14 protein-coding genes are annotated in these 24,780 nt (G+C 53.4%); 4 read left to right on the top strand and 10 right to left on the bottom strand.

Annotation, left to right across the window (positions count from 1 at the left end):
• Positions 1-6: 6 nt before the first annotated feature.
• The 4 genes from FDK21_RS13515 to FDK21_RS13530 form a co-directional block, all read right to left on the bottom strand.
• Complete coding sequence (locus tag FDK21_RS13515) at positions 7-1,644, bottom strand: alpha-glucosidase (RefSeq protein WP_138149082.1); 1,638 nt, start codon at positions 1,642-1,644, stop codon at positions 7-9.
• 55 nt (positions 1,645-1,699) lie between these two features.
• Complete coding sequence (locus FDK21_RS13520; RefSeq protein WP_138149084.1) at positions 1,700-2,857, bottom strand: carbohydrate ABC transporter permease; 1,158 nt, start codon at positions 2,855-2,857, stop codon at positions 1,700-1,702.
• A gap of 1 nt (position 2,858) precedes the next feature.
• Positions 2,859-3,869 (bottom strand): sugar ABC transporter permease, encoded by a 1,011-nt coding sequence (locus FDK21_RS13525; RefSeq protein ID WP_114010227.1) that lies wholly within the window; start codon positions 3,867-3,869, stop codon positions 2,859-2,861.
• A 403-nt stretch (positions 3,870-4,272) separates the two neighbouring features.
• On the bottom strand, positions 4,273-5,628 hold the full coding sequence (locus FDK21_RS13530) for an ABC transporter substrate-binding protein (RefSeq protein ID WP_138149086.1): 1,356 nt from the start codon (positions 5,626-5,628) through the stop codon (positions 4,273-4,275).
• Between the two features lie 388 nt (positions 5,629-6,016).
• Between FDK21_RS13530 and FDK21_RS13535 the strand changes: the two genes are divergently transcribed.
• Together FDK21_RS13535 and FDK21_RS13540 are read left to right on the top strand one after the other, a co-directional pair.
• A complete protein-coding gene (locus FDK21_RS13535; protein ID WP_138149088.1) occupies positions 6,017-7,042 on the top strand; it encodes a LacI family DNA-binding transcriptional regulator in 1,026 nt (341 codons plus the stop codon).
• Between the two features lie 74 nt (positions 7,043-7,116).
• Positions 7,117-8,475 carry a GH1 family beta-glucosidase gene (locus tag FDK21_RS13540; RefSeq protein WP_138149090.1) on the top strand — a complete coding sequence of 453 codons (1,359 nt, stop codon included), beginning with the start codon at positions 7,117-7,119 and terminating at the stop codon, positions 8,473-8,475.
• A gap of 312 nt (positions 8,476-8,787) precedes the next feature.
• On the opposite strand, the gene FDK21_RS13545 is transcribed toward FDK21_RS13540, so the two are convergent.
• From FDK21_RS13545 to FDK21_RS13570, 6 genes are all read right to left on the bottom strand, one after another.
• Positions 8,788-9,234, bottom strand: coding sequence for an Lrp/AsnC family transcriptional regulator (locus FDK21_RS13545; protein WP_171022083.1), 447 nt, complete (start codon positions 9,232-9,234; stop codon positions 8,788-8,790).
• A gap of 552 nt (positions 9,235-9,786) precedes the next feature.
• Positions 9,787-11,142 carry an amidase gene (locus FDK21_RS13550; protein WP_138149094.1) on the bottom strand — a complete coding sequence of 452 codons (1,356 nt, stop codon included), beginning with the start codon at positions 11,140-11,142 and terminating at the stop codon, positions 9,787-9,789.
• 261 nt (positions 11,143-11,403) lie between these two features.
• Positions 11,404-13,602 (bottom strand): anthranilate synthase, encoded by a 2,199-nt coding sequence (locus FDK21_RS13555; protein ID WP_138149096.1) that lies wholly within the window; start codon positions 13,600-13,602, stop codon positions 11,404-11,406.
• 400 nt (positions 13,603-14,002) lie between these two features.
• Positions 14,003-16,147: a methyl-accepting chemotaxis protein gene (locus FDK21_RS13560; RefSeq protein ID WP_138149098.1), complete on the bottom strand. Its 2,145-nt coding sequence runs from the start codon at positions 16,145-16,147 to the stop codon at positions 14,003-14,005.
• 270 nt (positions 16,148-16,417) lie between these two features.
• Positions 16,418-18,559, bottom strand: coding sequence for a HAMP domain-containing methyl-accepting chemotaxis protein (locus FDK21_RS13565; RefSeq protein ID WP_138149100.1), 2,142 nt, complete (start codon positions 18,557-18,559; stop codon positions 16,418-16,420).
• Positions 18,560-18,912: 353 nt separating this feature from the next.
• Complete coding sequence (locus FDK21_RS13570) at positions 18,913-19,605, bottom strand: response regulator transcription factor (protein ID WP_114010220.1); 693 nt, start codon at positions 19,603-19,605, stop codon at positions 18,913-18,915.
• Between the two features lie 430 nt (positions 19,606-20,035).
• Between FDK21_RS13570 and FDK21_RS13575 the strand changes: the two genes are divergently transcribed.
• Together FDK21_RS13575 and pepN are read left to right on the top strand one after the other, a co-directional pair.
• Positions 20,036-21,469, top strand: a complete 1,434-nt coding sequence (locus tag FDK21_RS13575) for a helix-turn-helix transcriptional regulator (protein ID WP_138149102.1) — start codon at positions 20,036-20,038, stop codon at positions 21,467-21,469.
• A 383-nt stretch (positions 21,470-21,852) separates the two neighbouring features.
• Complete coding sequence (pepN, locus tag FDK21_RS13580; RefSeq protein WP_138149104.1) at positions 21,853-24,555, top strand: aminopeptidase N; 2,703 nt, start codon at positions 21,853-21,855, stop codon at positions 24,553-24,555.
• Positions 24,556-24,780 lie beyond the last annotated feature (225 nt).

Consider the following 24,780-nt stretch of genomic DNA (forward strand, 5'->3'; position numbering starts at 1 on the left):
GAAAGGTCACTTGAGCGCGCCGAAGAAAGCGCCGTAGGCAGGCAGTCGCAGCTTGCCCTCTTTGATCTGAGCGCCGAAATCACAGCCTTCAAGTGGTTCAATGTTGAGGCTGTCGAAGGCGACCTCCTGCTCCTCTCCCACCAGATTGAAGGCACAAAAGACACGGTCCTCACCCAATTCACGCATGAAGGTAAGCACATTGCCTTCAGTATTGACAAACAACAGATCCCCTTTGATCAGGGCAACATGCTGTTTGCGGAAGGCTAGCATCTGGCGGTAGTGATGCAATAGCGAACCATTGCGGGCTTCCATCTGAGCGACCGATTTCGGCTTGTGGCTATCGGCCACGGGCAGCCACGGAGTGCCTTCGGAGAAGCCTGCCTGTGGCTTGGTTTCATCCCAAACCATCGGCGTTCGGCACCCGTCACGGCCCTTGAATTTTGGCCAGAAGCGGATGCCATACGGATCTTGTAAATCTTCAAAAGCAACGTCGGCTTCTTCCAATCCAAGCTCTTCGCCCTGATAGAGGCAGACGGACCCGCGCATGGAAAGAAGCAAGGCAATGCGCATGTGATTGGCTGCATCCTGCAAATCCGGATTGACCGGCCAGCGCGTTGCATAGCGGACCACATCATGGTTGGAGAAGGCCCAGCAAGGCCAACTATCAGGGGCAGCTTCGTGCAAGTCGCTGAAAACGTCATGAACGAACTTCGGATCCGGTACGCGAGGGCCCAGAAAGTCAAAGCCGTAGCACATATGCACCTTGTCACCGCCCGAGGTGTAGTCCGCGACAATCTCAAGCCCCCGCTCTTCGTCACCCACCTCGCCGACAGCGGTCGCTGCTGGATACTCATCCAGAACAGCGCGGAACTTCTTCAGGAATTCGAGATTTTCCGGCTGGCTCTTGTCATAGAGATGCGACTGGAAGGCATAGGGATTGACGTCAGTGGTGGTGTTGAAGCTGCGCTTCTCTGGCGGCAAAGCCGGATTGTCTTTCAGGCTCTGACTGTGGACATAGAAGTTGATGGTATCCAACCGGAAGCCATCGACACCGCGCTCAAGCCAGAAGCGGGTCACATCCAGAAGGGCCTGCTGAACATCCATATTGTGGAAGTTGAGGTCCGGCTGGCTGGTCAGGAAGTTGTGCAGGTAATATTTCTGCCGACCTGTGTCCCATTCCCACGCAGAGCCGCCAAAAATCGACAACCAGTTGTTGGGCGGGGTGCCGTCCGGTTTGGCATCGGCCCAGACATACCAGTCAGCCTTGTCATTGTCGGCGCTGGAGCGAGATTCCTTGAACCATGGATGCAGGTCGGACGTGTGGGAGAGGACGAGGTCGATCATCACCTTGATGCCCAACTCGTGCGCCTTGGCGATCAGGGCATCGAACTCGGCCAATGTGCCGAACATCGGATCGACATCGCAATAGTTCGAGACGTCATACCCGAAGTCATTCATCGGCGAGGTGAAGAACGGCGAGATCCAGATGGCGTCCACACCAAGAGAAGCCACATATGGCAGGCGTTGGGTGATGCCATTGAGATCACCGATGCCGTCGCCATTGCTATCCTGATAGGACCGCGGATAGATCTGATAGATCACCGCTCCACGCCACCAATCCTTGTCAATGCTGGTATTCTGCATGTTTGTTCCGATATGTCTGTGTTGTTCTTGTTATGCAAAACAGGGTTGAATGTTCCTAGCCACCCTTCACTGAGCCGGCGAGCAGACCGCGCACCAGATAACGCTGGAGCGAGAAAAAGACGCCAAGGGGCACAATGATGGTGATGAAGGCGGAAGCCGTCAGGATTTCCCAGTTGCCCCCGCGCGAGCCGAGCATTTCTCTTAGGCGACCTGTCAGGACCAGCTGATCTTCTCCATTGCCCAGGAACACCATGGCAACCAGCAGATCGTTCCAGACCCAGAGGAACTGGAAGATGGCAAAGGAAGCCAGCGCCGGGAAGGACAGCGGCAGGATGATCTTGATGAAGATATCAAAATGACTAGCGCCATCGACGCGCGCAGACTCGATGATCTCCTTTGGCAACTCGGAGATATAGTTGCGCAATAGATAGATCGCCAACGGCAAACCAAAGCCCGTATGGGCCAACCAGATACCCAGATAGGTCTTGGCAGGCACCCCCATAAAGGCCCCGATCTTGTTGTAGAGTTGGAGGAGCGGGATCAGCGACATTTGCAGCGGCACGACCAGCAGGCCAACCACCACAGCAACCAGAATGGCACGGCCCGGAAACTGCATCCAAGCCAGCGCATAGGCGGCAAAGGCGGCAATCAGGATCGGGATGATGGTGGACGGAATGGTCACTGTCAGCGAGTTGATAAAGCTGCGGCCAATGCCTTCAGCGGTCAGCACTTCGCGGTAATTGTCGAGGGTAAAGATTGGTGGACTGGCAACGGTATGAAAGAGCCGTTTGCCGCGACTGCCTTTCCATTTGGTCGAAGAGGTCAATTCATAGGAGCCATCTGCCTCAACCTTGAGGGTTTGACCCTTGCGCATTTCCGCAACTGCCCCCGGCTCATAGGCTGTCGGTTCCTGAGCACGCCAGCCAAATGCCGTGATCTTTCCGGCTTTTTCGGTTTCCTCAAGAATGTTGCCGCGGATGACGAAGACACCGTCTTTTTCAATCTGACTGTCCGGCCCAAGGCTGCGACCGATCAGATTCTGCTCTGAGGAAAACAGGGCTGTCCACCAACCGGAGACGGCCAGCTGATCCTTGTCGCGGATCGAGGAGACAAACAGGCCGATGGTCGGCATGGTCCAGAGCAGGACCAAAAGCACAACGGACAGGTGCACAACCCACATCAAGGGCGATTTTGTTTTGGATCCCGAGATCATGTTAAAGCCCTTTATTTTCTGCGTTGGCCTGACGGATGTTCCAGATCATGATCGGAACAACGAGCAGCATGATGATGACCGCAATGGTCGCCCCGCGCCCGAAGTCACCGCCACCGCGGAACATCCAGCTAAACATGAGATTGGCCAGAACCTGCGTATCCCATTGCCCATTTGTCATGGCAAAGACGATGTCGAAGACCTTTAGCACCGTGATGGTGATGGTGGTCCAGACGACGGCGATGGTTTTCCAGATTTGCGGCACCATGATGTAGAAGAAGATCTGGACACCATTGGCACCATCAATAACCGCGGCTTCAATGGTTTCCTCAGGGATCCCGCGCAAGGCAGCGGACAGGATAACCATGGCAAAGCCGGTCTGAATCCAGACCAGAATGATCATCAGGAAGAAATTGTTCCAGAAAGGCAGCGTGATCCATGCCTGAGGTTCCATCCCCATGGCTTCAACAACAGCGTTGAGCAGGCCGATCTGAACCGACCCCTCACCACGATATTCATAGATGAACTTCCAGATGATCGACGCCCCGATGAAGGAAATGGCCATCGGCATGAAGATCAGCGATTTGGCAATATTGCCCCACCAGATGCGATCGGTCAGGGCGGCGATGACCAGCCCGAAGAAGGTCGACATGGCCGGCACAAAGACCAACCAGAGAATGTTGTTGAACATCGCTTGATGGAATTCGCGGTCCTGAAACAGCCAGATATAATTGTTCAGACCAATGAAGGTGTCACCATTCTTGTCATGAACCGACAAGATCAGCGATGCGACGGCCGGATAGACGAGATAGAGGGTCAGGGCCAAAAGGGCCGGACCAAGAAACAGCCAAGGTCTGATCCGGTGTACCATCGCCAGATTGCGCACACTTTGTTCCGGTGAGGCTGCATCAGCTGGGTATAGCCGATCCAGGAACCAGTTCGAACCGACGAAATAGACCACACAACCCAAGACGCCGACGACGACGATGCCGAGTGCGGATGCAATTTGTTCCATACTGTCGCGCTCCACCTTGAGCGTTTTTCCGACAATCCATGCGGGATTGGATCAAAACGCTGCTTATCTGTTTTTGCTGAAGACTTGGAAATCCAACATTCCTCAAGTCTGCTCCAAATCGGCTGAAAGTCCAGCCTCGCTCGTTGCCACTCCCGGGTAACCGCGTTGCCTTTGCTTTGGCCTAATATGAAGACTTGGTCCTGTTTTCGATCCTGATCGATTTCGCCTCTGGCTGCATCATGGGCATTTCGGGCATGTCTTGCCCTTCGATGATTTGCGACCAGAACAGGTGACGCCATTTGTTAAACGGAGCATTCAAGCCCCGAGCAGACAGTCCCCGCACATAGCGGGAACCATCCAGTTTGGGAGGTTGGGGGACTCCCAACATTCAGCATGGGTTCGCTTATTTGAGTGCGTCCCAGGTTTTCTGAATTTCGTCACCGACAGTCTGGGCATCCTTGCCGCCAGCATAGTCAACCATACCGGTCCAGAAGGCACCGGCACCAATTTTGCCGGGCATCAGGTCAGAGCCGTCGAAGCGGAAGGTCGTTGCATTGAGCAGGATTTCACCCTGTTTCTTCAGCGCATCATTCGCATAGGCATCAACATTCACCCCTTTATGCGGGGTCAGCAGACCAGACTGTGCCATCCAGACTTCGTGCGCGATTGGCGACTTGAGGAAGTCGATGAAAGCGCGCGCGCCTTTGGACTCGCGGGTAATCGCAAACAGAGTGCCTGCGCCCAGAACCGGCTTGCCAAGATCCTTGCCGGCATAGGCAGGGAAGTAGAAGAAGTCCGCATCTTCACCCAACTGCGTACCTTCCGGGAAGAAGGACGGAATGAACGATGCCTGACGATGCATGTAGCATTTCGGAGGAGAGGAGAAGAGGCCTTTCGGGCTATCACGGAAATCGGTGGTGCCAACGGCCCCTGCCCCGCCATCAACGAAATCATCGTTGCGCGCGAACCAGCCAAACTCCTCGATCGCACCAACAACGGCAGGATCGTTGAATTTCACTTCATTGGTGACCCATTTGTCATAGACATCTGGCGACTGCGTGCGGAGCATGAAGTCTTCCACCCAGTCGGTTGCAGGCCAGCCGGTCGCATCGCCAGAGCCCAGACCGATACACCATGGCTTGCCACCATCCTTGACGATCTGCTCGCTGAGCGCTTTCAGCTCTTCCATGCTTTCGGGCACTTCATAGTCAGCATCTTCAAAGTTTTCCGGCACATACCAGACCAAAGATTTCACATCGACCTTATAGAAGAAGCCGAAATAGTCGTCCTTGCCGTCTTTGCCCTTGTAGGTACCAAGATCAACCCAGGACTGACCAGCAGCGTAATTGTCCTTGACCCATGATTTGGTTTCGTCAGACAGAGGGGTCAACAAGCCTTTGGAAGCCAGATCAGCGGCCAGACCCGGCTGCGGGAAAATGGCAATATTCGGCGCGGAGCCTGCACCGGTATCAATCACGATCTGCTGTTCAAAGCTGTCGGAACCAGCATATTCGACATTGGCGCCTGTGGCTTCCTCGAAATAGGCGATAACGCTTTCAAACAGGTCCTTATCGACGCTGAGCCAAGGCCCGAAGACCGTAATGGTTTCGCCTTTGAGATCCATTTTCTTGAGCGCTTCATAAGACGCCCAATTCAAGCGCGCATCTTCGCCCGGCTTAAATTTCAGATGATCCATGGCTTGCGCACTACCCGCAGCAAGAGCAGCAACAGCAACGCCCATCATTAGTGTCTTCAACATTTCGCAAAACCTCCCAAAGGCATTTGTTGATCAACAATTATTCTGATGGATAAGCGATTTTCAAACCGCTTTGGATTGCTTTGAGCATGCTTTGGATGATTGGCAGAGTCAAGGCAGTTTTTGGCAAAAATCAGCAATCTTCTTGAGAAAAATCAGATTTCAATCGTTCCAAACTGTCATATTTCGCAAATGCAGCATCAAAGCCCCGCGCAATCGGTATTGCAGAAATTTCCAAACTATGTGTAAGATGGAGATCACTTTTGATAGGGCTTTGGATAGCTGTGCAAACGGTTTCCTATCGCCCACCGAGCCAGAAAAGCAGAAGCAGGCCAAATCTTCCGGCCTGCATAAGCCCTTGCCTGTGCGCATCTTTTGTGAGGTCGCAGCCGTGAATTTGAAAGAATTGTCCAGCATTCTGAATCTGTCCCAAACGACGGTCAGCCGCGCCCTTAATGGTTATCCGGAAGTCGGCGAGAAGACTCGACTGCGGGTTCTGGAAGCTGCGCAGAAACACAATTACCACCCCTCCTCTTCCGCCAAACGACTGGCCATGGGGCGTGCGAGTTCGGTTGCCCATGTTGTGCCGCAAAATGCGCAGCATTCGATGATCAACCCGCACTTTTCCGATTTCATCGCCGGGGCTGGCGAGACCTATTCGCGCAACGGCTATGACATGGTCATCTCGGTGGTGCCGGACACGGAGCAGGAAAGCGTCTATCGCGAGTTGACACGCTCAGGTCGGGTGGATGGCTTTATCGTCCACGGCCCTTTCAAGGAAGACCCGCGCATTGATCTTCTGGAAAGCCTCAAGGTGCCGTTCGTCGTTCATGGCCGGACCGAAGTCAGCAAGGATCGATATTGCTGGCTCGATGTCAACAATCGCAGCTCCTTCAAGCGGGCAACCACCTTCCTGCTCGATTTGGGTCACACGCGCATCGCCCTGCTGAATGGTCTGGAAGAAATGGATTTCGCCTATCGCCGCAAGATCGGCTATGAGGCAGCCCTGCGAGAGCATGGACTTGAGCCTGATCCGGCACTCATTTTCTCCTCCGACATGATCGAACCCTATGGCTACTCGGTTACCCGCACATTGCTGGAACGCGATGAAGCACCGAGCGCAATCCTCACATCATCGGTATTGACGGCCCTTGGGGTGGTGCGTGCTGCACAGGAAATGGGACTGCAAATCGGGCGTGATCTGTCCATCCTGACTTTTGATGACCAGCTTTCCTTCTTGCAGCATTCAGGTGTGCCACTATTCACTGCTGTTCGCTCCTCCATTTTGGAAGCTGGCAAGCGGTTGGCGGAAATCCTGCTCGACCGGATCAACAATCCGGATCAACCCCTCACCCAAGAACTCTGGGAGACAGATCTCGTGGTCGGTCGGTCTACCGGCCCCTATCTAGGCGATTAGTCTGTCGACTGGACCTGAGGCGTCTGATCCTTCAAATCTCGAACTCTATCCAATCACATGCGATGAGGCACCCAATGCCAGCACTGACACGACAAACGTCCTTTTCTCTTTCACGCTCTGATTTTCCCGATGACTTCAAGTTCGGCACGTCGACCTCGGCTTATCAGATCGAGGGCAGCAAATTTGGCGGCGCCGGCAGCTCCCATTGGGACACTTTTGCCACCAGTCCCGGCAATGTGGTCAATTTCGAGAATGGATCCATTGCCTGCGATCATTATCACAAATGGCAGGGTGACCTCGACTTGATGCGCGACCTAGGCATTGACTCCTATCGTTTTTCCAGCTCATGGGCGCGGGTGATGCCTGAGGGCAAAGGCGCAGTGAATGCAGAAGGCCTCGATTTTTATGATCGCCTCGTGGATGGATTGCTGGAGCGCAATATCGAACCCCACCTCACCCTTTATCATTGGGAGTTGCCCAGCGCCTTGTCGGATCTTGGGGGCTGGCAGAACCGGGATATTGCCGACCATTTTGCCGACTATGCCGAGATCATGATCACACGTATGGGGGATCGCCTCGAAAGCGTCGCAACGTTCAACGAGCCTTGGTGCATCACATGGCTCAGCCACTATCACGGGATCCATGCACCAGGGCTGCGCGACATTCGCGCAGCGACCCGTGCGTCCCATCATGTATTGTTGTCCCACGCCAAAGCGGTGGCGATTTTGCGGTCAATGGAGCAGAAAAATCTCGGAATAGTGCTCAATTTTGAGCATACAACGCCCTTTGATGATCAGGAAAGCTCGATCGAAGCGGCTCGAATTGCTGAAGGAATCTATAACCGCTGGTTCCTTGGCGGCCTGTTCAAAGGCGCCTATCCAGAAGATGTCGTGACGTATCTGGAGCCTTATCTCCCCACGGGCTGGCAGGACGACATGGCGGCGATCAATGCGCCACTTGATTGGCTGGGCATCAACTATTACACCCGCAATCTGGTGGTCGAAAAGGAACCATGTGAGGGCTGCACGCTGCCGAACTTCACCTCCGAGCCGGGCCCCCTGCCAAAGACAGAAATGAACTGGGAAGTCTATCCCCAAGGCCTCAGCGCACTGCTACGCTGGATCAGCGAAACCCATACCGGAGCGCTGCCACTGACGGTTACCGAGAATGGCATGGCCAACGACGACCATCTGATTGACGGCGAAGTGGATGATCAGGAACGGATCGCCTATCTCGACATGCACTTCAAGGCAGCGCTTGAAGTGATCGAGGATGGCGTGCCTTTGACAGGCTATTTTGTCTGGTCCTTCATGGACAATTTCGAATGGGCGCTGGGCTATGACAAGCGGTTCGGCATCATTCATGTCGACTTTGATACGCTGGAGCGTCTGCCCAAGGCGTCCTACCATGCGTTCAAAGCATTTCTTGCCTGACTGCAACACCACGCAAGCCCACGCAAAAAGAGAAAAGGCAGCCTGATGGCTGCCTTTTTAGTAAAACCTTGACTTTATGAGACACCATCTGGGGGTAGAGATGGCGTCCCTCAGCTGGTCGCCGCTGCGGGGGACAACGACGACCAGCCCGCAGGCCAAACGGACTGCGTATTCGGGCCGTGGGGCCCTACGGCAGAGAATTATTGTTATTGGCAACCATGTGTGGGGGACGAGGTTGCCTATCCTTCTCTGACGCTCTTCTTTGCCACTACAGGGGCCGCATCTTTAAACCACTGGGGCTAAGACATTTCCCTATAGAGGCAAAACTCTGGTTTCCTTCGCTGTATTCAGCGCAATCTGCGTTTCTGTCGCCCGCACTCCCGGTTGGGTTTTGAGCGACTTAACGATGAAGTGGTTCAGGTCATCGTTGGTTCGCGTCCTCACCTTTAAAAGGTAGGAATGCTGTCCGGTGACATGGTGCATCTCCTGCACTTCATCAAAACTGGCAACGCTGGATACAAATTCGTTTTCGTCAAACGAGTAATCCAAATCGACAAAAATGAAGGCTGTCACCCCAAACCCGCTTTTCACAGGGTCGAGCACTGCCTCAATGGCAGCGACAGCTCCGGAATCAATCAGCTTACGCACACGTTCATTGGTAGCGCTTACCGAAAGTCCGATTTCCTTTGCAAGGTCAGCGCTAGCGCGCCGGCCATCTTTTTGCAAAAGCAACAACAAATGCCGGTCCAGATAATCCATGCTGGTATTTTTCCTTATTGGACAGCGTCCTGATAACCAAGTTGCGTCATCCATGCAAGTGCATCCTAAGATCGCCAGATCACGCATGCGCACCAAACCAATACATCTCGCCAACGAGTATTCGACAATAATTATGCTTTAATGCATCGCAAATTTTAATTGTTGCGTATCTCGCCTACTCGACGCGGAAAAGTTGCGTGATCGGCTGATCACCAGACAAATTGGTATTAGAATATATCTTGTGGATAAATCAGTTGCCGTTATATAGGAGACACACAGAATTGCTGCCTAGCAACAAAGCAAGCATCCAATCAACGGAAAAAAGCGCAGAAAACGGCTAATTTTATGGCTGTGATTGAAATTTAGGCAGTTTTGTTTCGCAACTGCAACAACCAATATTCCGGCTTTTCCGTCCATACGCCTTTCGTTTAAGACACCAATTAACCTCGTTCAACCCCGTTAAGTGATTGTGCTATCAGTGAAACTCGAAGATTTAATTCAGCGATTGAATTATTTCGACTTACTGATTCCGGACGCGTATCTGCCTGACAATTATTGCCGCAGGACGTAGTCGATCGATTCCGCGTGATCGAGCACCACCGCATCGCCACCATGCTCCCCCATCACCATCAAGCCGACTGGCGCACCATCAGGCATCCCGATGGGAATGGTCATGGCTGGGCGTCCGAGGATATTACCGATTGCCGTGTTGCGCAGAATCTTGAGGTTGGTTTCCCCGTAGAGTTCGTCGGACGCCAGGATCGGCTTGAGCTCCGGTGGTGCGATGGCCACTGTCGGCATCAGGACGGCATCATAATTGCGGGTCGCAAGATGGGTTCGGACCTGCATGTCCTTTTGCAGATCAAGCATGTCGAGATAGTCGGCAGATGAGATGCCACCTGCCACTTCCAGACGCTGACGGACACGGGGATCCATGCCGTTGGCATGCCCTTGCAAGAAGCCACGATGGGCGTGGAAGGCTTCGGCCCCGACAATGCTACCAAGCTTGGCAATGTCCCAGAAACGCTCGATGGCATCGACCTTGATGCGCTCAAGACGCGCACCAGCCTTAGCGATTGTTTCAAGCGCACGCACGAAGCTGCCCGCCACCTCGACATCCAGATCGTCCAATGCAATGGTTTCCAGAATGCCAAAGCGTTTGCCCACAAGGGATCGCAGGTTGGCTTCAGGAACAGGATGTCCCGCCATCACTGCGTCAATAATGCGGCAGCACTCGACGGAGTTGGCCAGAGGCCCAACCGTGTCCAGGGAGCGAGCAAGCGGGGTAACTCCCTTGAGGGAATGACGACCGAAGCTCGGCTTGAAACCATAAAGTCGGTTGAAGGCTGACGGGATGCGGATGGAGCCGCCCGTATCCGACCCGATGGCAGCAACAGCCATGTTTTCCGCAACCGAGAGGGCCGCCCCGGACGAGGAACCTCCGGGCACGCGGCCAATCTGACGATCCCAGACATTGAGTGGCGTGCCAAAATGCGGATTGATGCCAAGGCCGGAATAGGCAAACTCGGTCATGTTGGTGTGACCGAGGATAACAGCCCCGGCAGCGCGCAAGAGCGCGACAATGTCGGCGTCAGCGGATGCCGGTTGGGCGATCTTGGCCAACTCAGCAGAGCCTGCAGTGGTTGGCTCTCCCGCCACATTAAGCAGATCCTTGAGGGAAACCGGAATGCCTGCAAGCGGCCCCTGAGGCACATTCATTTTGCGCAGGGCATCGGAGGCTGCAGCTTGTGTGATGGCGGTGTTCTTGAAGGTGCGAATGAATGTGCGGTTCCCCTCACCTCCCTCTTTCTCGATTTCCGTGAAGGCAGCACTGACCAATTCGACCGAGGAAATCTTGCCCTCATCCAGTGCCTTGCGAACCGTTGCGATTGTCCAATGCGCCGTCATTTGCCACTCCTAGCCCACATCAATTGTCTTCTCTTTGATGTCCTCTCATTTCACTGTTTCAAGTGCGACGGCTGGCTGCAGTCCAGTGTCTCAGTGAAATTCCCCCGTGATATCAATAGAGAAGCACGCAGTTGCGAACATGTTAGCGACAAAATGAAACCTTGTCGCCTTTGCTTGAGGACGCTTGCGCTTTCGCAGTGCAATTGTGGAGAAAAACAGGGTGTGCGCGCCCAAATGGGGCGCGCACTCTTTTGCCTGCGGCTATTTCGCCGCCTTGACCCGCAGAATGACATTTTCAATCATCTGCATGCCCGCATTGCCACCCAATGTCATGATCGATTCGGGATGGAACTGAACCGCAGAAATCGGCTCGCTACGATGCTCGATCGCCATGATGACGCCGTCATCCGTGTCGGCAGTGATGTCGAACTCTTGTGGCAGGGAGACTGGATCAGCGAACAGCGAGTGATAACGCCCGACAACCACCTGTTTTGGCAATCCCTTGAACAGCGAACCACCTTGTAGACGAATGCGCGAAGGCTTGCCATGCATTGGCACGCTGAGCTGACGCAGGGAGCCGCCAAAGGCTTCTGCAATGGCTTGCAGGCCGAGACAAACGCCGAAGATTGGCAGATTGCGGGCGCGAGCCTTGGTGATGGTCGTCTTGGTGTCGAAATGTTGCGGCGAGCCCGGCCCCGGCGACATGACCACCAGATCCGGCCGGACCTTGTCAAAGGCATCATCGGCGACGGGCGTCCGCACGGTCACCACTTCAGCCCCGGTCTGGCGAAAATAGTTCGCTAACGTATGCACAAAGCTGTCCTGATGGTCGACCAGAAGAATCTTGACACCAGTGCCAACCTGCCGGTGCGGGTTGCCTGCAGCGAGTTTTTCCGGATTGGCCGCATCGCGGATAGCTGCCCGCATGGCGGAAGCTTTGAGTTCAGTTTCCGCTTCTTCCGCATCAGGATCGGAATCATAAAGCAAGGTGGCACCGGCACGCACTTCTGCCACGCCATCCTTGATGCGAATGGTGCGCAAGGTCAGGCCGGTATTCATGTTGCCATCAAAGCCGATCATCCCAATCGCGCCGCCATACCATGCGCGCGGCGATTTTTCGTGTTTCTCGATGAAGTCCATGGCCCAGAGCTTTGGCGCTCCGGTCACGGTGACAGCCCATGCATGGGACAGGAAGGCATCCATCGCATCGAGGCCTTCCCGCAGGCGACCTTCGATGTGATCGACGGTATGAATGAGGCGGGAATAAAGCTCGATCTGTCGACGGCCCTTGACCCGGACCGAGCCTGGCACACAAACGCGGCTTTTGTCATTGCGGTCGACGTCAGAGCACATGGTCAGCTCGCTCTCATCCTTTTTGGAGTTGAGCAGCTTGAGGATCTGTTCGCTGTCCTCAATCGCATCGCGACCACGCTGGATGGTGCCGGAAATCGGGCAGGTTTCGACCAGATTGCCATCAGAAACCTTGACGAACATTTCCGGGCTGGCACCGACCAGATATTCCTGGGCACCCAGATTGATCATGAAGCCATAGGGCGAGGGATTGATCTGTTGCAGACGACGGGAAATGGCAGAAGGCAGGCATTTGACCGGCTCATAGAAGGTTTGGCCGGGCACGCATTCAAACAGGTCACCACGCTTGAAATAGTCGACCGCCTTGCGCGCCACATTGGCATATTCGCCCTTCTTGTGGTCGCCTTCAGGCGGATTGCGGTCGGTTTGCTTGAAGGGATCCTTACGCTCTGGGCGCTCCATGCCTTCGGTCGTGTTGCCTTCAAAGGCAAAGTCATAGCGATAGCGGGTCGCCTCTTCGGCATAGAGATCGACGACAATCACTTCATCGGGCAGATAGAGAACCATGTCGCGCTGGTCATCCGGGCGCTGAAGCTGCATCTCAATGGAATCGAACTGGAAGGCCAGATCGTAGCCAAAGGCCCCGTAAAGGCCGAGGATGCTGTCCTGACCGGATTTGAACAGGGCGACGATCTCGCGCACCACCGAGAAGACGGTGGGCACACGGCTGCGCTCTTCCTCGGTAAAGGTGCCCTCCGGCTCTTTCACTTCGAGAGAAATCTGGGTGTCGTCTGCCTGATAGCTCTTGAGGATAAAGAGGTCCTTGATGGTCTTGTGAATGGCTGGCATCAGCACCACGCCGCGATCATTCAATGCTTCGATGGTCATCGTGCGGCCGCGCGCGGTGATCACCAGAGGCGGATTGACGAAACCGAACTCGCTTCTGGTATAACGGCCGGGATATTCATAGTTGGAGACCAGCACCACGCCGCGCTGTTCATCAAGCTTCGAGAGGCAATCGGACAAGGCCGTCTCGAAATTGTCTTTACCCGCGGAGCGGAGGACTTCGACACCACCTTCCGTGATATAGTCTTCGTCAGGAAAAAACTCGATCTCTGCTGAGACGGGTATGCGGTGTGAATTCGTCATTTTACCCTCACTGGTACGGATCCGGTGATTGCCGATCCATGTCTTGGTTGTTTGTCTCAGCCGCTTCTTTTCGGCGACTTCATGAGCAGGACCTGCCAGACACACAAAAGCCGCCGGAAATCCGACGGCCATATCCCATTTTCAATTTATGCAAGCAAAAGGGTAGGATCAGCCGCCGTTAATGCGTCTGCCACCACCAGTCCCGATTGTTTGCGATCAAATGTGTCATAGCTCTGATTTAACCGATTTCTTGCGTCGCGGCAAGTGTCTATGCGACCACTCGAACGCAGGCATTCTTTTTCGTCAAATCTTTTGCGCCTACAAGCTTGACCAACTGGTCAGAACAAACAGAAACGGGGCCATGACAGCCCCGTTTCTTTTGGTGATACAGTTTGCCTGATCATGCGGCGGCAACGCCTTTGAGGAAGTGATCGACCTCCTCGCGCAGACGCTCGGTCTGCGCAGCCACGTCGCGGGATTTCTGTTCGACTTCATCGACCGCATTGGTGGTTTCGGCAGCGGCTGCAGACAGCTCATCCATATTGCCGGCCACTTCCTGAGTACCACTGGCGGCACGCGCGACATTCTGGCTGATTTCATAGGTGGCACTGCCCTGCTCATCCACCGCCAGAGAAATGGTCTTGGTATATTCGTTGACCTTTTCCATTGTCTCGGCAATGCCCTGAATGGCGCGAACGGCGTCTTCCGTAGACCCCTGAATGCCCTGAATCTGACTGGCAATCTCTTCAGTTGCCTTGGAAGTCTGGTTGGCCAGCCCCTTCACTTCAGCGGCAACAACAGCGAAACCCTTGCCATGTTCTCCTGCACGGGCAGCCTCGATGGTCGCGTTCAAGGCCAGCAGGTTGGTCTGCTCTGCAATCGCCTGAATGAGTGCGATGACATCGCCAATCTTCTGGGCGGAATGGGACAGACCAGACACGGTCTCGGTGGTTTCGCGGGTGGCGTTGGTGGCCAACTCTACAACCTGCGTCGTTTCACTGACCTGTCGTTTGATCTCCTCGATCGAGGCGGCCAACTCTTCAGCCGCAGAAGCAACGGTCTGGACGTTACCCGATGCGACCTGTGAGGCGGAGGCAGAGCCTGTCGCCTTGCTCGAGGTCTGATCAGCCATGCTGGAAAGCAGATTGGCTGTTTGCTTCATAGAGTCCATGTTGCTCGAGACATTCCCCAGCAATTCCATAGAAGAGGACCGGAACTCGTCAATCATCACCTCGATTGCCTGTTGACGCTTCTCACGCATGGTCTGGTCCTGCTGACTGGTTGCTTCCAGCCGATGACGCTCAAGGGCATTGTCACGCAACACCTCGATGGAACGGGACAACTCACCCACTTCATCTTCGCGCTCACTGTCAGGCAGCTCGACATCGTAATTCTCGCGTGCGATTTCGGTCACACTCCGATTGAGTTTCTGGAGCGGAGCCATCGAGATGCGGGCAAAGAATACGCTCAGCCCACCCATGATCAACAACGACAAAACACCCAACAATAACAGGCTATTGGTCAGACTGTTGGAGGCAGCCAGAAACTCATCATAGGTTTGGCGTGCGACGACGGTCCATTTCAAACCAAAAGCTTCAAACGGTGCGGCATTGGCGCGGAACTTCGTGCCATTCATCACCAGATCATCGGAAGCAGAACCCACATCCAATGCTGCGGTTGCCATCGTCTTTTCTTCTTGTGTCGCGCTGACCAATTTCATAGCGTCAAAATCGAGCAAATGGCCATCAGCGGTAACCAGATCGACGGTCCCGGTCTGGCCAAGACCTGTGCGGTCATTGACGATCTGGGCAAGTTTGTCGATGTTGACTTCGAATGCAACAGCAGCGATTACCTTGTCATTCTTGTAGACTGGAGCAACCATGAAGGCATCCAAATGGCCGTCCACTTCGATGAAGCCGGTGAAAGACTGACCTGTGAAAGGATCAGTCGACTTGTCAGCAGCCATTTTTACGACAGGCTCGACAACAGCCTTCAGACGCTCATCGAAAGCCGCACCGTCAGCGAGTGACTTGGTGAAGAGGTCAGACTTGCGATAGCTATAGAAAACATCGCCGTCTTTGCTGAACAGAATCATGTCACGAAAGACGTCGCCCTTGAGCAGTTCACCGACACCGACATGGTGCTTTTCATGGGCCTTGGTGTAATAGACATTCTTGGCTTCGGCGGTTGCCAGCTTGTGACGCTCGTCCTGCGGATGCGGATTGTTGGCAATATAGAGACCATGCAGCGTTTCAGCAGCCTTGTCCTTGAGGATACGCCAGCCAGCATACATTTCCGAGCTGGTGTCTATGGTGACCACATTCCCGGTCATTGCGGTCATTTTCTCGTGCAATTGCTCTGTATAGAGTTCGAGAATTTTCGTCTTGCTTTTCGCAACATTGAGCAGCGTCCCGTCTGTTTGCTGCACAGAGGCATTGCCTCCCATCCATGCTGCCACAGAAACGAAAACCGCAGCCATCACGATAATAGATCCAACCATAATGGTTGGAATTTTAGTAACGAGGCGTTTTGGAAGGATCGACATCAGGTTTCTCTTGTCTCGAGATAAGTTTCCCTCAGTGTTGCCGACTTAAATTAGAAAATGGTAAAATTCATTGTTGTCTCAATATTTTACAATTCCGCCTCATTTCCAAAGTTAAACTACCTACATGCAGCTCAAATTTTGACAAACTATTTTGCATATTACTGTTTATTATTTATTCAGTTGCTCAACGTTTGAGCAAAGCACAAAAGAGGCGAGGCCTGACGGACCTCGCCTCTGTTGATAACATCTGTCTGGCTTTGTCCAAATCAGTTAAGCAGCAGACACACCTTTCAGGAACCGATCCACTTCATCGCGCAAACGGCTGGTCTGAATGGCAACATCCTGACTATTCTGTTCGACCTGGTCCACGGATTGAGTGGTTTCCGCTGCAGCTTGGGACAATTGCGACATGTTGCCAGCCACAGCCAAGGTGCCACTGGCAGCCTTGGCCACATTCTGGCTGATTTCAAAAGTCGCACTGCCTTGTTCGTCGACTGCCAGAGAAATGGTCCGCGTATATTCGTTGACCGTTTCCATGGTTTCGGCAATCCCCTGAATGGCATGGACGGCTTCCTGAGTGGCACCCTGGATCCCCTGAATCTGGCTGGCAATTTCCTCGGTCGCCTTGGAAGTCTGGTTGGCCAGCTCTTTCACTTCTGATGCCACGACAGCAAAGCCCTTGCCATGTTCGCCAGCACGTGCCGCCTCGATCGTGGCATTGAGTGCCAACAGGTTCGTCTGTTCGGCAATGGCCTGGATCATGGCGACGACATCACCGATTTTCTGAGCCGAGAGGGACAGACCAGAGATGGTTTCCGTCGTCACGCGCGTGGCCTTGGTGGCCTGATTGACCACTGAGGTGGTTTCGGTGACTTGACGCTTAATCTCTTCGATAGAGGCCGCCAGCTCTTCGGCTGCGGACGCAACCGTCTGCACGTTGCTGGAAGCCACTTCAGACTCAGACGCAGACACTGTGGCCTTGTCTGCGGTCTCGTCAGCCATCCCAGAGAGAATCTGTGCCGTTGCCTTCATGGCGTCCATGTTGGTGGACACGTTGTTCAGCAGCTCCGTAGAGGAATTTCTAAAGCCATCGATCATGGCTTCGATCGCCTGCTGACGCTTGGCGCGCTCTGATTGCTCGTGCCGACCTTCTTCCTCCAGACGACGGCGTTCCAATGCGTTGGTACGCAAAATCTCAACGGAACGACTCAACTCCCCCACTTCGTCAGGACGCGAGCTGTCGGGCAAATCGACAGAGAAGTTCTCTTGTGCAATCTGGGTCACACCCTGATTGAGTTTTTGCAAAGGTGCCAGCGAGTGTCGAACAAAGTAGGCGCAGAAACCACCAATCATCACCAACAACACACCACCCACCAACAGCAAGCTCTGGGTCAGTTTGTTGGATGGTGCCAGCAACTCGTCATAGGATTGCTCCGCAATCATTGCCCATTGCGTGCCCAGCACGGCCATAGGAACAGCCACAGCGCGGTTGGCGACACCCTTCACTTCAGCATCACCACTTGCCATGGTTCCACCCACAGCATTCAGCGCAATTTCGTTCAGCGATTTCGGCAGCGTCTGGACGATGTTGTTGGCAAAATCGACTTGCTGCAGATCCGCAGAGACCAGCATCATCTGACCCGTCTCTCCCAGACCGGAAGAGTCGGAAATCAGTTTTGCAAGGGTCTCGGTTTCAACTTCGACTGCGACGGCGGCCAGAACCTGATCCCATTTGACAACAGGAGCAACCATGTAAGCGGTTACTTTGCCGTCTACCTCAACAAAACCGGTGAAGCCATTGCCCTTGTATTTTTCTTTAGAGCCCTCAGCCGCCATTTTGAGAATCGGCTCCAGCAGCACCTTCAGTTCAGAACTGACTGCACCGCTTTCATTGATGTTGCGAGCAAAAGCTTTTCCTTTGCGGTAGGAATAATAGACATTGCCTTCCTTGCCGATGAACATCAGATCACGGAATGCGCCACCTTCAAGCAGCGTTGCAATGTCTTCCTGATGCTTGCCATGGGACTGACCATAATAGCTATCATGGTCGATCTTTGAGAGTTTGTACTTCTCGTCTGGCGCATTCGGATTGTCTGTGACGTAGATCTTTTTCAGAGTCTCGGACGCTTCTGCTTTCAGGACGCGCCAGCCGCCATACAAATCACTTGCCGCATCGGCCGTGGTGTTGTGACTGGCAACAGTATTCATCTTGCCGCGCAATTGGTCCATATACAGCGTCACTGTACTGGTCCGCCCTTTTGCCGCGTTGATCAATGCAGTTTCGGTGAGGCTGACTGAGGTATTTCCTCCCATCCAGGCAGCGATGGAAACCAATGCCGCGACTAGCAAGGTCACTGACCCGATCACGATCACTGGAATTTTGGTTGATAGTCTTTTAGGAAGCAGTGACATCCCGTTTCCTCCGCAGGAATTCTCGCTTAAAACTACGCATAGTCTTCGGCATCAACCTTTCCTTTGTGTAAACGAACGTACGCTTCCCACTTGAGAATCGTGAAGAACCCGGCATTTCTTTATGGCGAGGGCCAAAATAACGGCATTTTTGACAAGCCTGTCCACTGAGCTGCGTCAAAATGAGCTATCCTTTTTCAACAGCCTTGAACAAACGCCCGCTGCTGTCCGACTCAGCGCATCTGCTATTTTGATGTCTCCATGGTCCCAGAAGACAAAAAAAGAGAGGCGTGCAGGGGACACGTCTCTCTTTCTAACATCATCTCGCTAGCGGCTTGGGAGGAGTGGCCGCGTCCTTACATCATGCGGTTGGCAATCGCCACGGCCTGCGTGCGGCGATAGCAGTTGAGCTTTTTCAGGATCAGCGAGATGTGATGTTTGACCGTTGCTTCGGTCAGACCCAGCTCATAGGCAATCTGCTTGTTCAGAAGGCCGTCACGCAAATAGCGCAAGATGGTCATCTGTTTTGGCGTCAGATTGGCGAGCTTGGAGTAGAGGGTAGAACGTTCGATGACAGCTTCGGTTTCTTCAAACAGGGCGTCATCGGCGATACCGGACTTGATGCGCTTTGCAACTGCGCGCAGCTCTGATACAGGCGCGGTTTTGAAGACAACCCAGTCAGCGCCATTGCCCAAGGCGTAGTGAGCAAGGCCGTGATCGGACTCGTTGCAGATCAGGATCAAGCGAGCGCGTTTGTAAACCTTGCGAATATCATTCAATGCAGCGGAACCGCGGCTGGAGGTGGCATCCAGATTGAGCAGCAGCAGCGTGTCTTCCCGGTCAGGCGCAGCGCTCAGCATCTGCTCCAGTTCGGAACAATCCAGAACCGGAGTATATTCCCGCTTGATGCCCAGCATGCTGAGGAGACATTCGGTGAAGACCGGATGTGGCTCAGCCAGTACAATCGTGCGGTAGTTGACGGTGCCCTGTTCGATGTGATGACCCAGTCCGCGGCGTACTTCGTTGCCAGTATCGTCGAGTAGAAGCATGGTTTTCCCCCTTCTCACAAAGAGAAGTAAAAGCGTTGATCAAAACAAGTTTTGGTCGAAACCCCTAAGGTATTTCCCGTCCGTAGTCAGACTTAGAAAATCAGCCCTTTGGTTTGGTTCTTCTTCGTGGCTCTTTCGAAGAATGTCTCGACCAGCTCCCTCTTTGCCTATATGCCGGATCGACCCTTGGTTCCTATGACCTGCGTCAATTCGCGCATTGTACGTAGTAACAACCACGTTGCGGTTTACGGCAAATACCGCATATTCTTTTATCTCACCTGCATTGGCCAAAGGGCCAGTGCTTGAGGGTGATTAGACGACGGGTCTGCAAGAAAGTCAATGAAGGGATTGATTTTATTGAGTTAATTTGCGAAAGTTTTCGCAGTTGCGTTTTGCAATTTGCAAAGTTTGCAAAAGTCCAGAGGGTATAATGGCTGAAAAACTGTTTGTCGGACCGAAGGTTAGAACGCTGCGTGAAAGTTTTGGCTTGACACAAATGAGCTTTGCTGAACGCATCGGCATCTCCACTTCCTATCTCAATCAGATAGAAAACAATCAAAGACCCTTGACAACCACTGTCTTGCTGGCTCTGACGCAGAATTTCAATCTTTCACTGGCTGAGTTGGCATCTGCAGACACCAATCGTGTCCTGGCCGATTTGAAAGAGGCCCTCGCCGACCCGCTTTTTCGCGATACGAATCCGGGGTTGCAAGAGCTCAAAATGGCGGCTTCCAACTCCCCTTGGCTCACGCAGGCCTTCCTCAATTTGCACACCGCTCATCGACGTGTGAATGAACGTCTGATGGTGCTCGATGACGCCCTGTCGTCACAGAAAAATACCGGTGAAGATCGGTCTCTGTTGCCCTATGAAGAGGTGCGAGACTACTTTCATTATCACGATAACTATATTGATCAACTGGATCGTGCTGCCGAGGATTTGGGCATTCGCAACAATATGTTGGAAGGGAATCGCCTGCCCCATTTCCAAACCTATCTTGAGCAAAGGCACAATGTGCGCGTGCGGTATCAGGATCATGCAGCCAACGATCAGACGATGCGTCAATTCGATTCTGAAAACCGGGTTTTGAGTCTCAACTCAGCGCAGGATGACCCTTCTCTGACTTTCCTTCTGGCGCACCAAATTGCCCTTTTGGAATATTCCGATCTGATCGAGGAGCATGTTGCTCAGGGCAACTTTCAGTCATCGGCTGCGGAAGCCATTTGCCGCATCGGTCTAGCCAACTATTTTGCCGGTGCACTCTGTTTTCCTTATCGTCGATTTCTGGAAGTCTCTCAGGAAATGCGTCATGATCTGAGACGCATGAGCCACTATTTCGGCGCATCACTGGAACAGATTGGCCACCGCCTTTCCAGCATGCAACGATCCGGGGCCCGGGGGATCCCGTTCTATTTCTTGCGGGTCGATCGAGCGGGCAATGTCAACAAGCGTCACTCTGCGACACGGTTTCAATTCGCCCGTTTTGGCGGCCACTGCCCGCTTTGGAATGTCCACGAAGCCTTTGAAGAACCAGGTCGTTTTCTGGTTCAAATCGCCGAGATGCCAGATGGGGTTCGCTATCTTTGCATTGCCACCAGTATTGCAAAATTCGGAGCTGGGTATCATGCGCCAGTACGCCGCTATGCAATCGGCATTGGGTGCGAATTGTCTTTTGCGGAGGATCTGGTCTATTCGGACGGGCTAAACCTGAAAAGCGCTTCCAGTGTTGAGAAAATTGGGGTTTCCTGCCGTATTTGTGAAAGGGAAAACTGCCACCAACGCGCCATGCCGCCAATTGATCGCACTTTGATCGTTGACCCGGATGTTCGAGAGTTTGTTCCGTTCAAACTGGGCGGCAACCACTAAGTGATTGAAATAAATCACTTTCATGGAACCTGACACATTTTGCAAAAGTGTAAAAGGTCTGGAGATCGTCCGGTTTGCAAAGGAGTTGCTCCTTTTGCAATTTTTGCGAAAAGTCACGTTTCTTCCCATTGTTCACAGGGTCGAGGGTGCCATCAAACGGGTTTTCTCGTACCAACACTAAATTTATGCAAATGCCTTGGCAACTTGATTGCAAGATGTCAGCGCTCCACAATCTCAGCTAGAATAAAATCCCGCAAAACTGGCCTTTACGTCATATTTGCGCAATTGTTGCAAATGCGCCTTGTTGATGGCTTGCGAACCCCTCGGTGTTTCTTCTAGATTCCCACAACTATGTAATATTCCATCGTCGAGACCGATCCTTCATGACAAAAGACAAAAAAATCGTCAGGCTGTGCAACTACAAACCCACGCCCTACACAATCGAGCACGTGTCATTGGTCATTCGGTTGGATCCCGAAGAAACCACTGTTATCTCACGTTTAACAATTGTGCCTCGGGCTGCCTATCCGGCAGGGCATTGCCTTATTTTGGATGGCGATGGATTGGATTTTGTCGATGCGCGTCTCGATGGCAAGGAAATGTGGGAGGAGCGGTTCAGTGCAAATCCAATGCGGTTTTCTTTGAATCATGCCCCGCATCGGCGCTTCACATTGGAAATTACGACCCGTTTATCCCCAAACCAGAATACACAATTGATGGGGCTTTATTCCTCCAATGGTGCCTTTTGCACCCAATGCGAAGCAGAAGGCTTCCGCAGAATCACCTACTTCTATGACCGTCCTGACATCCTGAGCACGTATGATGTGCGGATTGAAGCGCCCAAGCGCCTCACGCATTTGCTGGCCAATGGCAATCTGGTCGAAAGCGGCGAGCTGCTGCCACCTGATGGGAATATTGATGGCGAAGCCTGGCATTATGCCCTTTGGCGCGATCCTTTTCCCAAACCGTCCTATCTGTTCGCCATGGTTGCTGGCGATCTGGCCTGTGTTGAAGATCACTTTGTTACCCGCTCAAACCGCAAGATTTCGCTTAAGATCTTTGTCGAACATGGCAAAGAAGACCGAGTGGCCTATGCCATGGATTCCCTCAAGCGCTCGATGGCATGGGATGAGACGGCTTATGGACGCGAGTATGATCTCGACACCTTTATGATTGTCGCCGTTTCCGACTTCAATTTCGGGGCGATGGAGAATAAGGGGCTTAACATTTTCAATGATAAATATGTACTGGCAAAGCCCGAGACCGCAACTGACACGGACTATGCACTGATCGAGGCAGTGATCGCACATGAATATTTCCACAATTGGAGTGGCAACCGCGTTACCTGCCGGGATTGGTTCCAACTGTGCCTGAAGGAGGGACTGACGGTTTTTCGTGATCAGGAGTTTTCGTCCGACATGCGCTCGCGTCCGGTCAAGCGGATCGCAGATGTCCGCGAGCTTCGCTCCCGCCAGTTCCCAGAAGACAGCGGTCCCCTCGCCCATCCGGTCCGCCCGGATTCCTATGCAGAGATCAACAATTTCTACACCGCGACAGTCTATGAGAAGGGCGCGGAGATCTGCCGGATGCTACACAGCCTTGTCGGCAGCGAGGGTTTCCGCGAGAGTCTCGATCTCTATTTCGATCGGTTTGATGGTCAGGCCGTGACGATCGAGGATTTTCTGGCCTGCTTCTCCGAAACATGTGCCGTCGACCTGACGCAGTTCGCACTCTGGTACGAGCAAGCGGGCACACCTACGGTCGTTGCCACTTATTTCTACGATCCCAAACACAAGCAATTGTCCCTGACCTTGCAGCAATCCTGTCCGCCTTCGCCGGGTCAGACGACCAAGAAGCTGATGCACATACCGCTGCGGATCGGTCTGGTGGCGCGCGATGGATCACGCCTGCGCTTTGAAGCGATTCATGATCGCAAGAGCGGCGAGCAGGTTGGTGACCGTGACTGCACTTTGTTGCACATCACTGACCGCCAGCATCAGTTCGTCTTTTCCGGTGTGGAGAAAGACGCTATTCCTTCGATGTTGCGTGGTTTTTCCGCACCGGTCCATTTACGCACCAACTTAACGCTGGATGACAATCTGATCCTGATGCGGCATGACAGCGACCCTTACAATCGATGGGAAGCGGCACAACAGATCTTCACTGAACATCTCGTCGAGCAATCAAATGCGCACAGGCCCTCTATTGCGGACTGTGACCGACCGGTTGTCTGCGAAGTGGATCCGCTTCTTGTGTCGGCGCTGGACGCCTGTCTGTTTGATGAACGCCTCGAGCACGCTTTCCGTGCCCAGATGCTTCGCCTGCCAAGCGAGGGGGATATTGCCCGTCTGATCGCCAAGGATGTCGATCCCGATGCGATCCACGCTGCACGTTCGAAGCTGCGACAGGAGCTGGCATCTCAATTGGGGGACCGGTTGATTGCGTTATATACGAGCCTGCAGGATGATAAACCCTATAGCCCGAACGCCGCTGCAGCCGGTCGACGGGATTTGCGCAATTGCCTGCTGGATCTTCTCTTGGCAACCAAAGCGGAGGCCGTCACCACCCTCGCTCAGCATCACTATGAGAATGCGACCAACATGACCGACCGGTTTGCGGCCCTGTCATCGTTGGCGACCAATCGTCCAGCAACCGCGGAAGGGTTGCTGGCGGACTTCCATCAACGATATGCAGATGACGCACTCGTCGTCGACAAATGGTTGTCGCTACAGGCATCCATTCCGGAACAAGGCACCATCGCGCGACTGCGCACATTGATGAAGGCACCATTCTTCTCGATGGAAAATCCGAACAGGGTACGCGCTCTGATCGGAGCATTTGCCGTAAACAATGCGCTGCAGTTCAATCGCAAGGATGGGGCCGGTTTTTCTCTCCTCGCAGACGTCGTGCTGGAACAAGACACAGTTAATCCACAAACCGCCGCCAGATTGGCCAACAACTTTCGATCATGGCGCGCCTTGGAAGCGGATCGTCAAACCAGCGCAGAGCACGCGCTGCGCAGAATCGCTGAAAGCTCAATGCTATCAAAAGATGTTGCTGATATCGTCAATCGGTGCTTGCAATGAGTAATCGGCCTGAGTCTTTAACAGGCTGAAACGGTGTTAAAGTAATCTCGGCAACATTAACGCCTTGTTAACCAAAAAATTCATGCGGGACTCTAGACAAAAAGCTGCGCATCGATTCAAATAACCTTGGATCGGAGATGCGGCACACCTCCGGATAAATAAAATAAAGAAGCTTCAGTCAGGAGGCCTCCAATGACGCAGGCTGGAACAGTCAGCGCGCATAAA

Origin of the sequence: Cohaesibacter sp. CAU 1516 (genome assembly GCF_005771485.1) — a bacterium.
Taxonomy (GTDB): domain Bacteria; phylum Pseudomonadota; class Alphaproteobacteria; order Rhizobiales; family Cohaesibacteraceae; genus Cohaesibacter; species Cohaesibacter intestini.

Coding starts and splice junctions, on each gene's coding strand:
- FDK21_RS13515 (WP_138149082.1), bottom strand. CDS start 1,644: ATGCAGAATACCAGCATTGACAAGGATTGGTGGCGTGGAGCGGTGATC.
- FDK21_RS13520 (WP_138149084.1), bottom strand. CDS start 2,857: ATGATCTCGGGATCCAAAACAAAATCGCCCTTGATGTGGGTTGTGCAC.
- FDK21_RS13525 (WP_114010227.1), bottom strand. CDS start 3,869: ATGGAACAAATTGCATCCGCACTCGGCATCGTCGTCGTCGGCGTCTTG.
- FDK21_RS13530 (WP_138149086.1), bottom strand. CDS start 5,628: ATGTTGAAGACACTAATGATGGGCGTTGCTGTTGCTGCTCTTGCTGCG.
- FDK21_RS13540 (WP_138149090.1), top strand. CDS start 7,117: ATGCCAGCACTGACACGACAAACGTCCTTTTCTCTTTCACGCTCTGAT.
- FDK21_RS13545 (WP_171022083.1), bottom strand. CDS start 9,234: ATGGATTATCTGGACCGGCATTTGTTGTTGCTTTTGCAAAAAGATGGC.
- FDK21_RS13550 (WP_138149094.1), bottom strand. CDS start 11,142: ATGACGGCGCATTGGACAATCGCAACGGTTCGCAAGGCACTGGATGAG.
- FDK21_RS13555 (WP_138149096.1), bottom strand. CDS start 13,602: ATGACGAATTCACACCGCATACCCGTCTCAGCAGAGATCGAGTTTTTT.
- FDK21_RS13560 (WP_138149098.1), bottom strand. CDS start 16,147: ATGTCGATCCTTCCAAAACGCCTCGTTACTAAAATTCCAACCATTATG.
- FDK21_RS13565 (WP_138149100.1), bottom strand. CDS start 18,559: ATGTCACTGCTTCCTAAAAGACTATCAACCAAAATTCCAGTGATCGTG.
- FDK21_RS13570 (WP_114010220.1), bottom strand. CDS start 19,605: ATGCTTCTACTCGACGATACTGGCAACGAAGTACGCCGCGGACTGGGT.
- FDK21_RS13575 (WP_138149102.1), top strand. CDS start 20,036: ATGGCTGAAAAACTGTTTGTCGGACCGAAGGTTAGAACGCTGCGTGAA.
- pepN (WP_138149104.1), top strand. CDS start 21,853: ATGACAAAAGACAAAAAAATCGTCAGGCTGTGCAACTACAAACCCACG.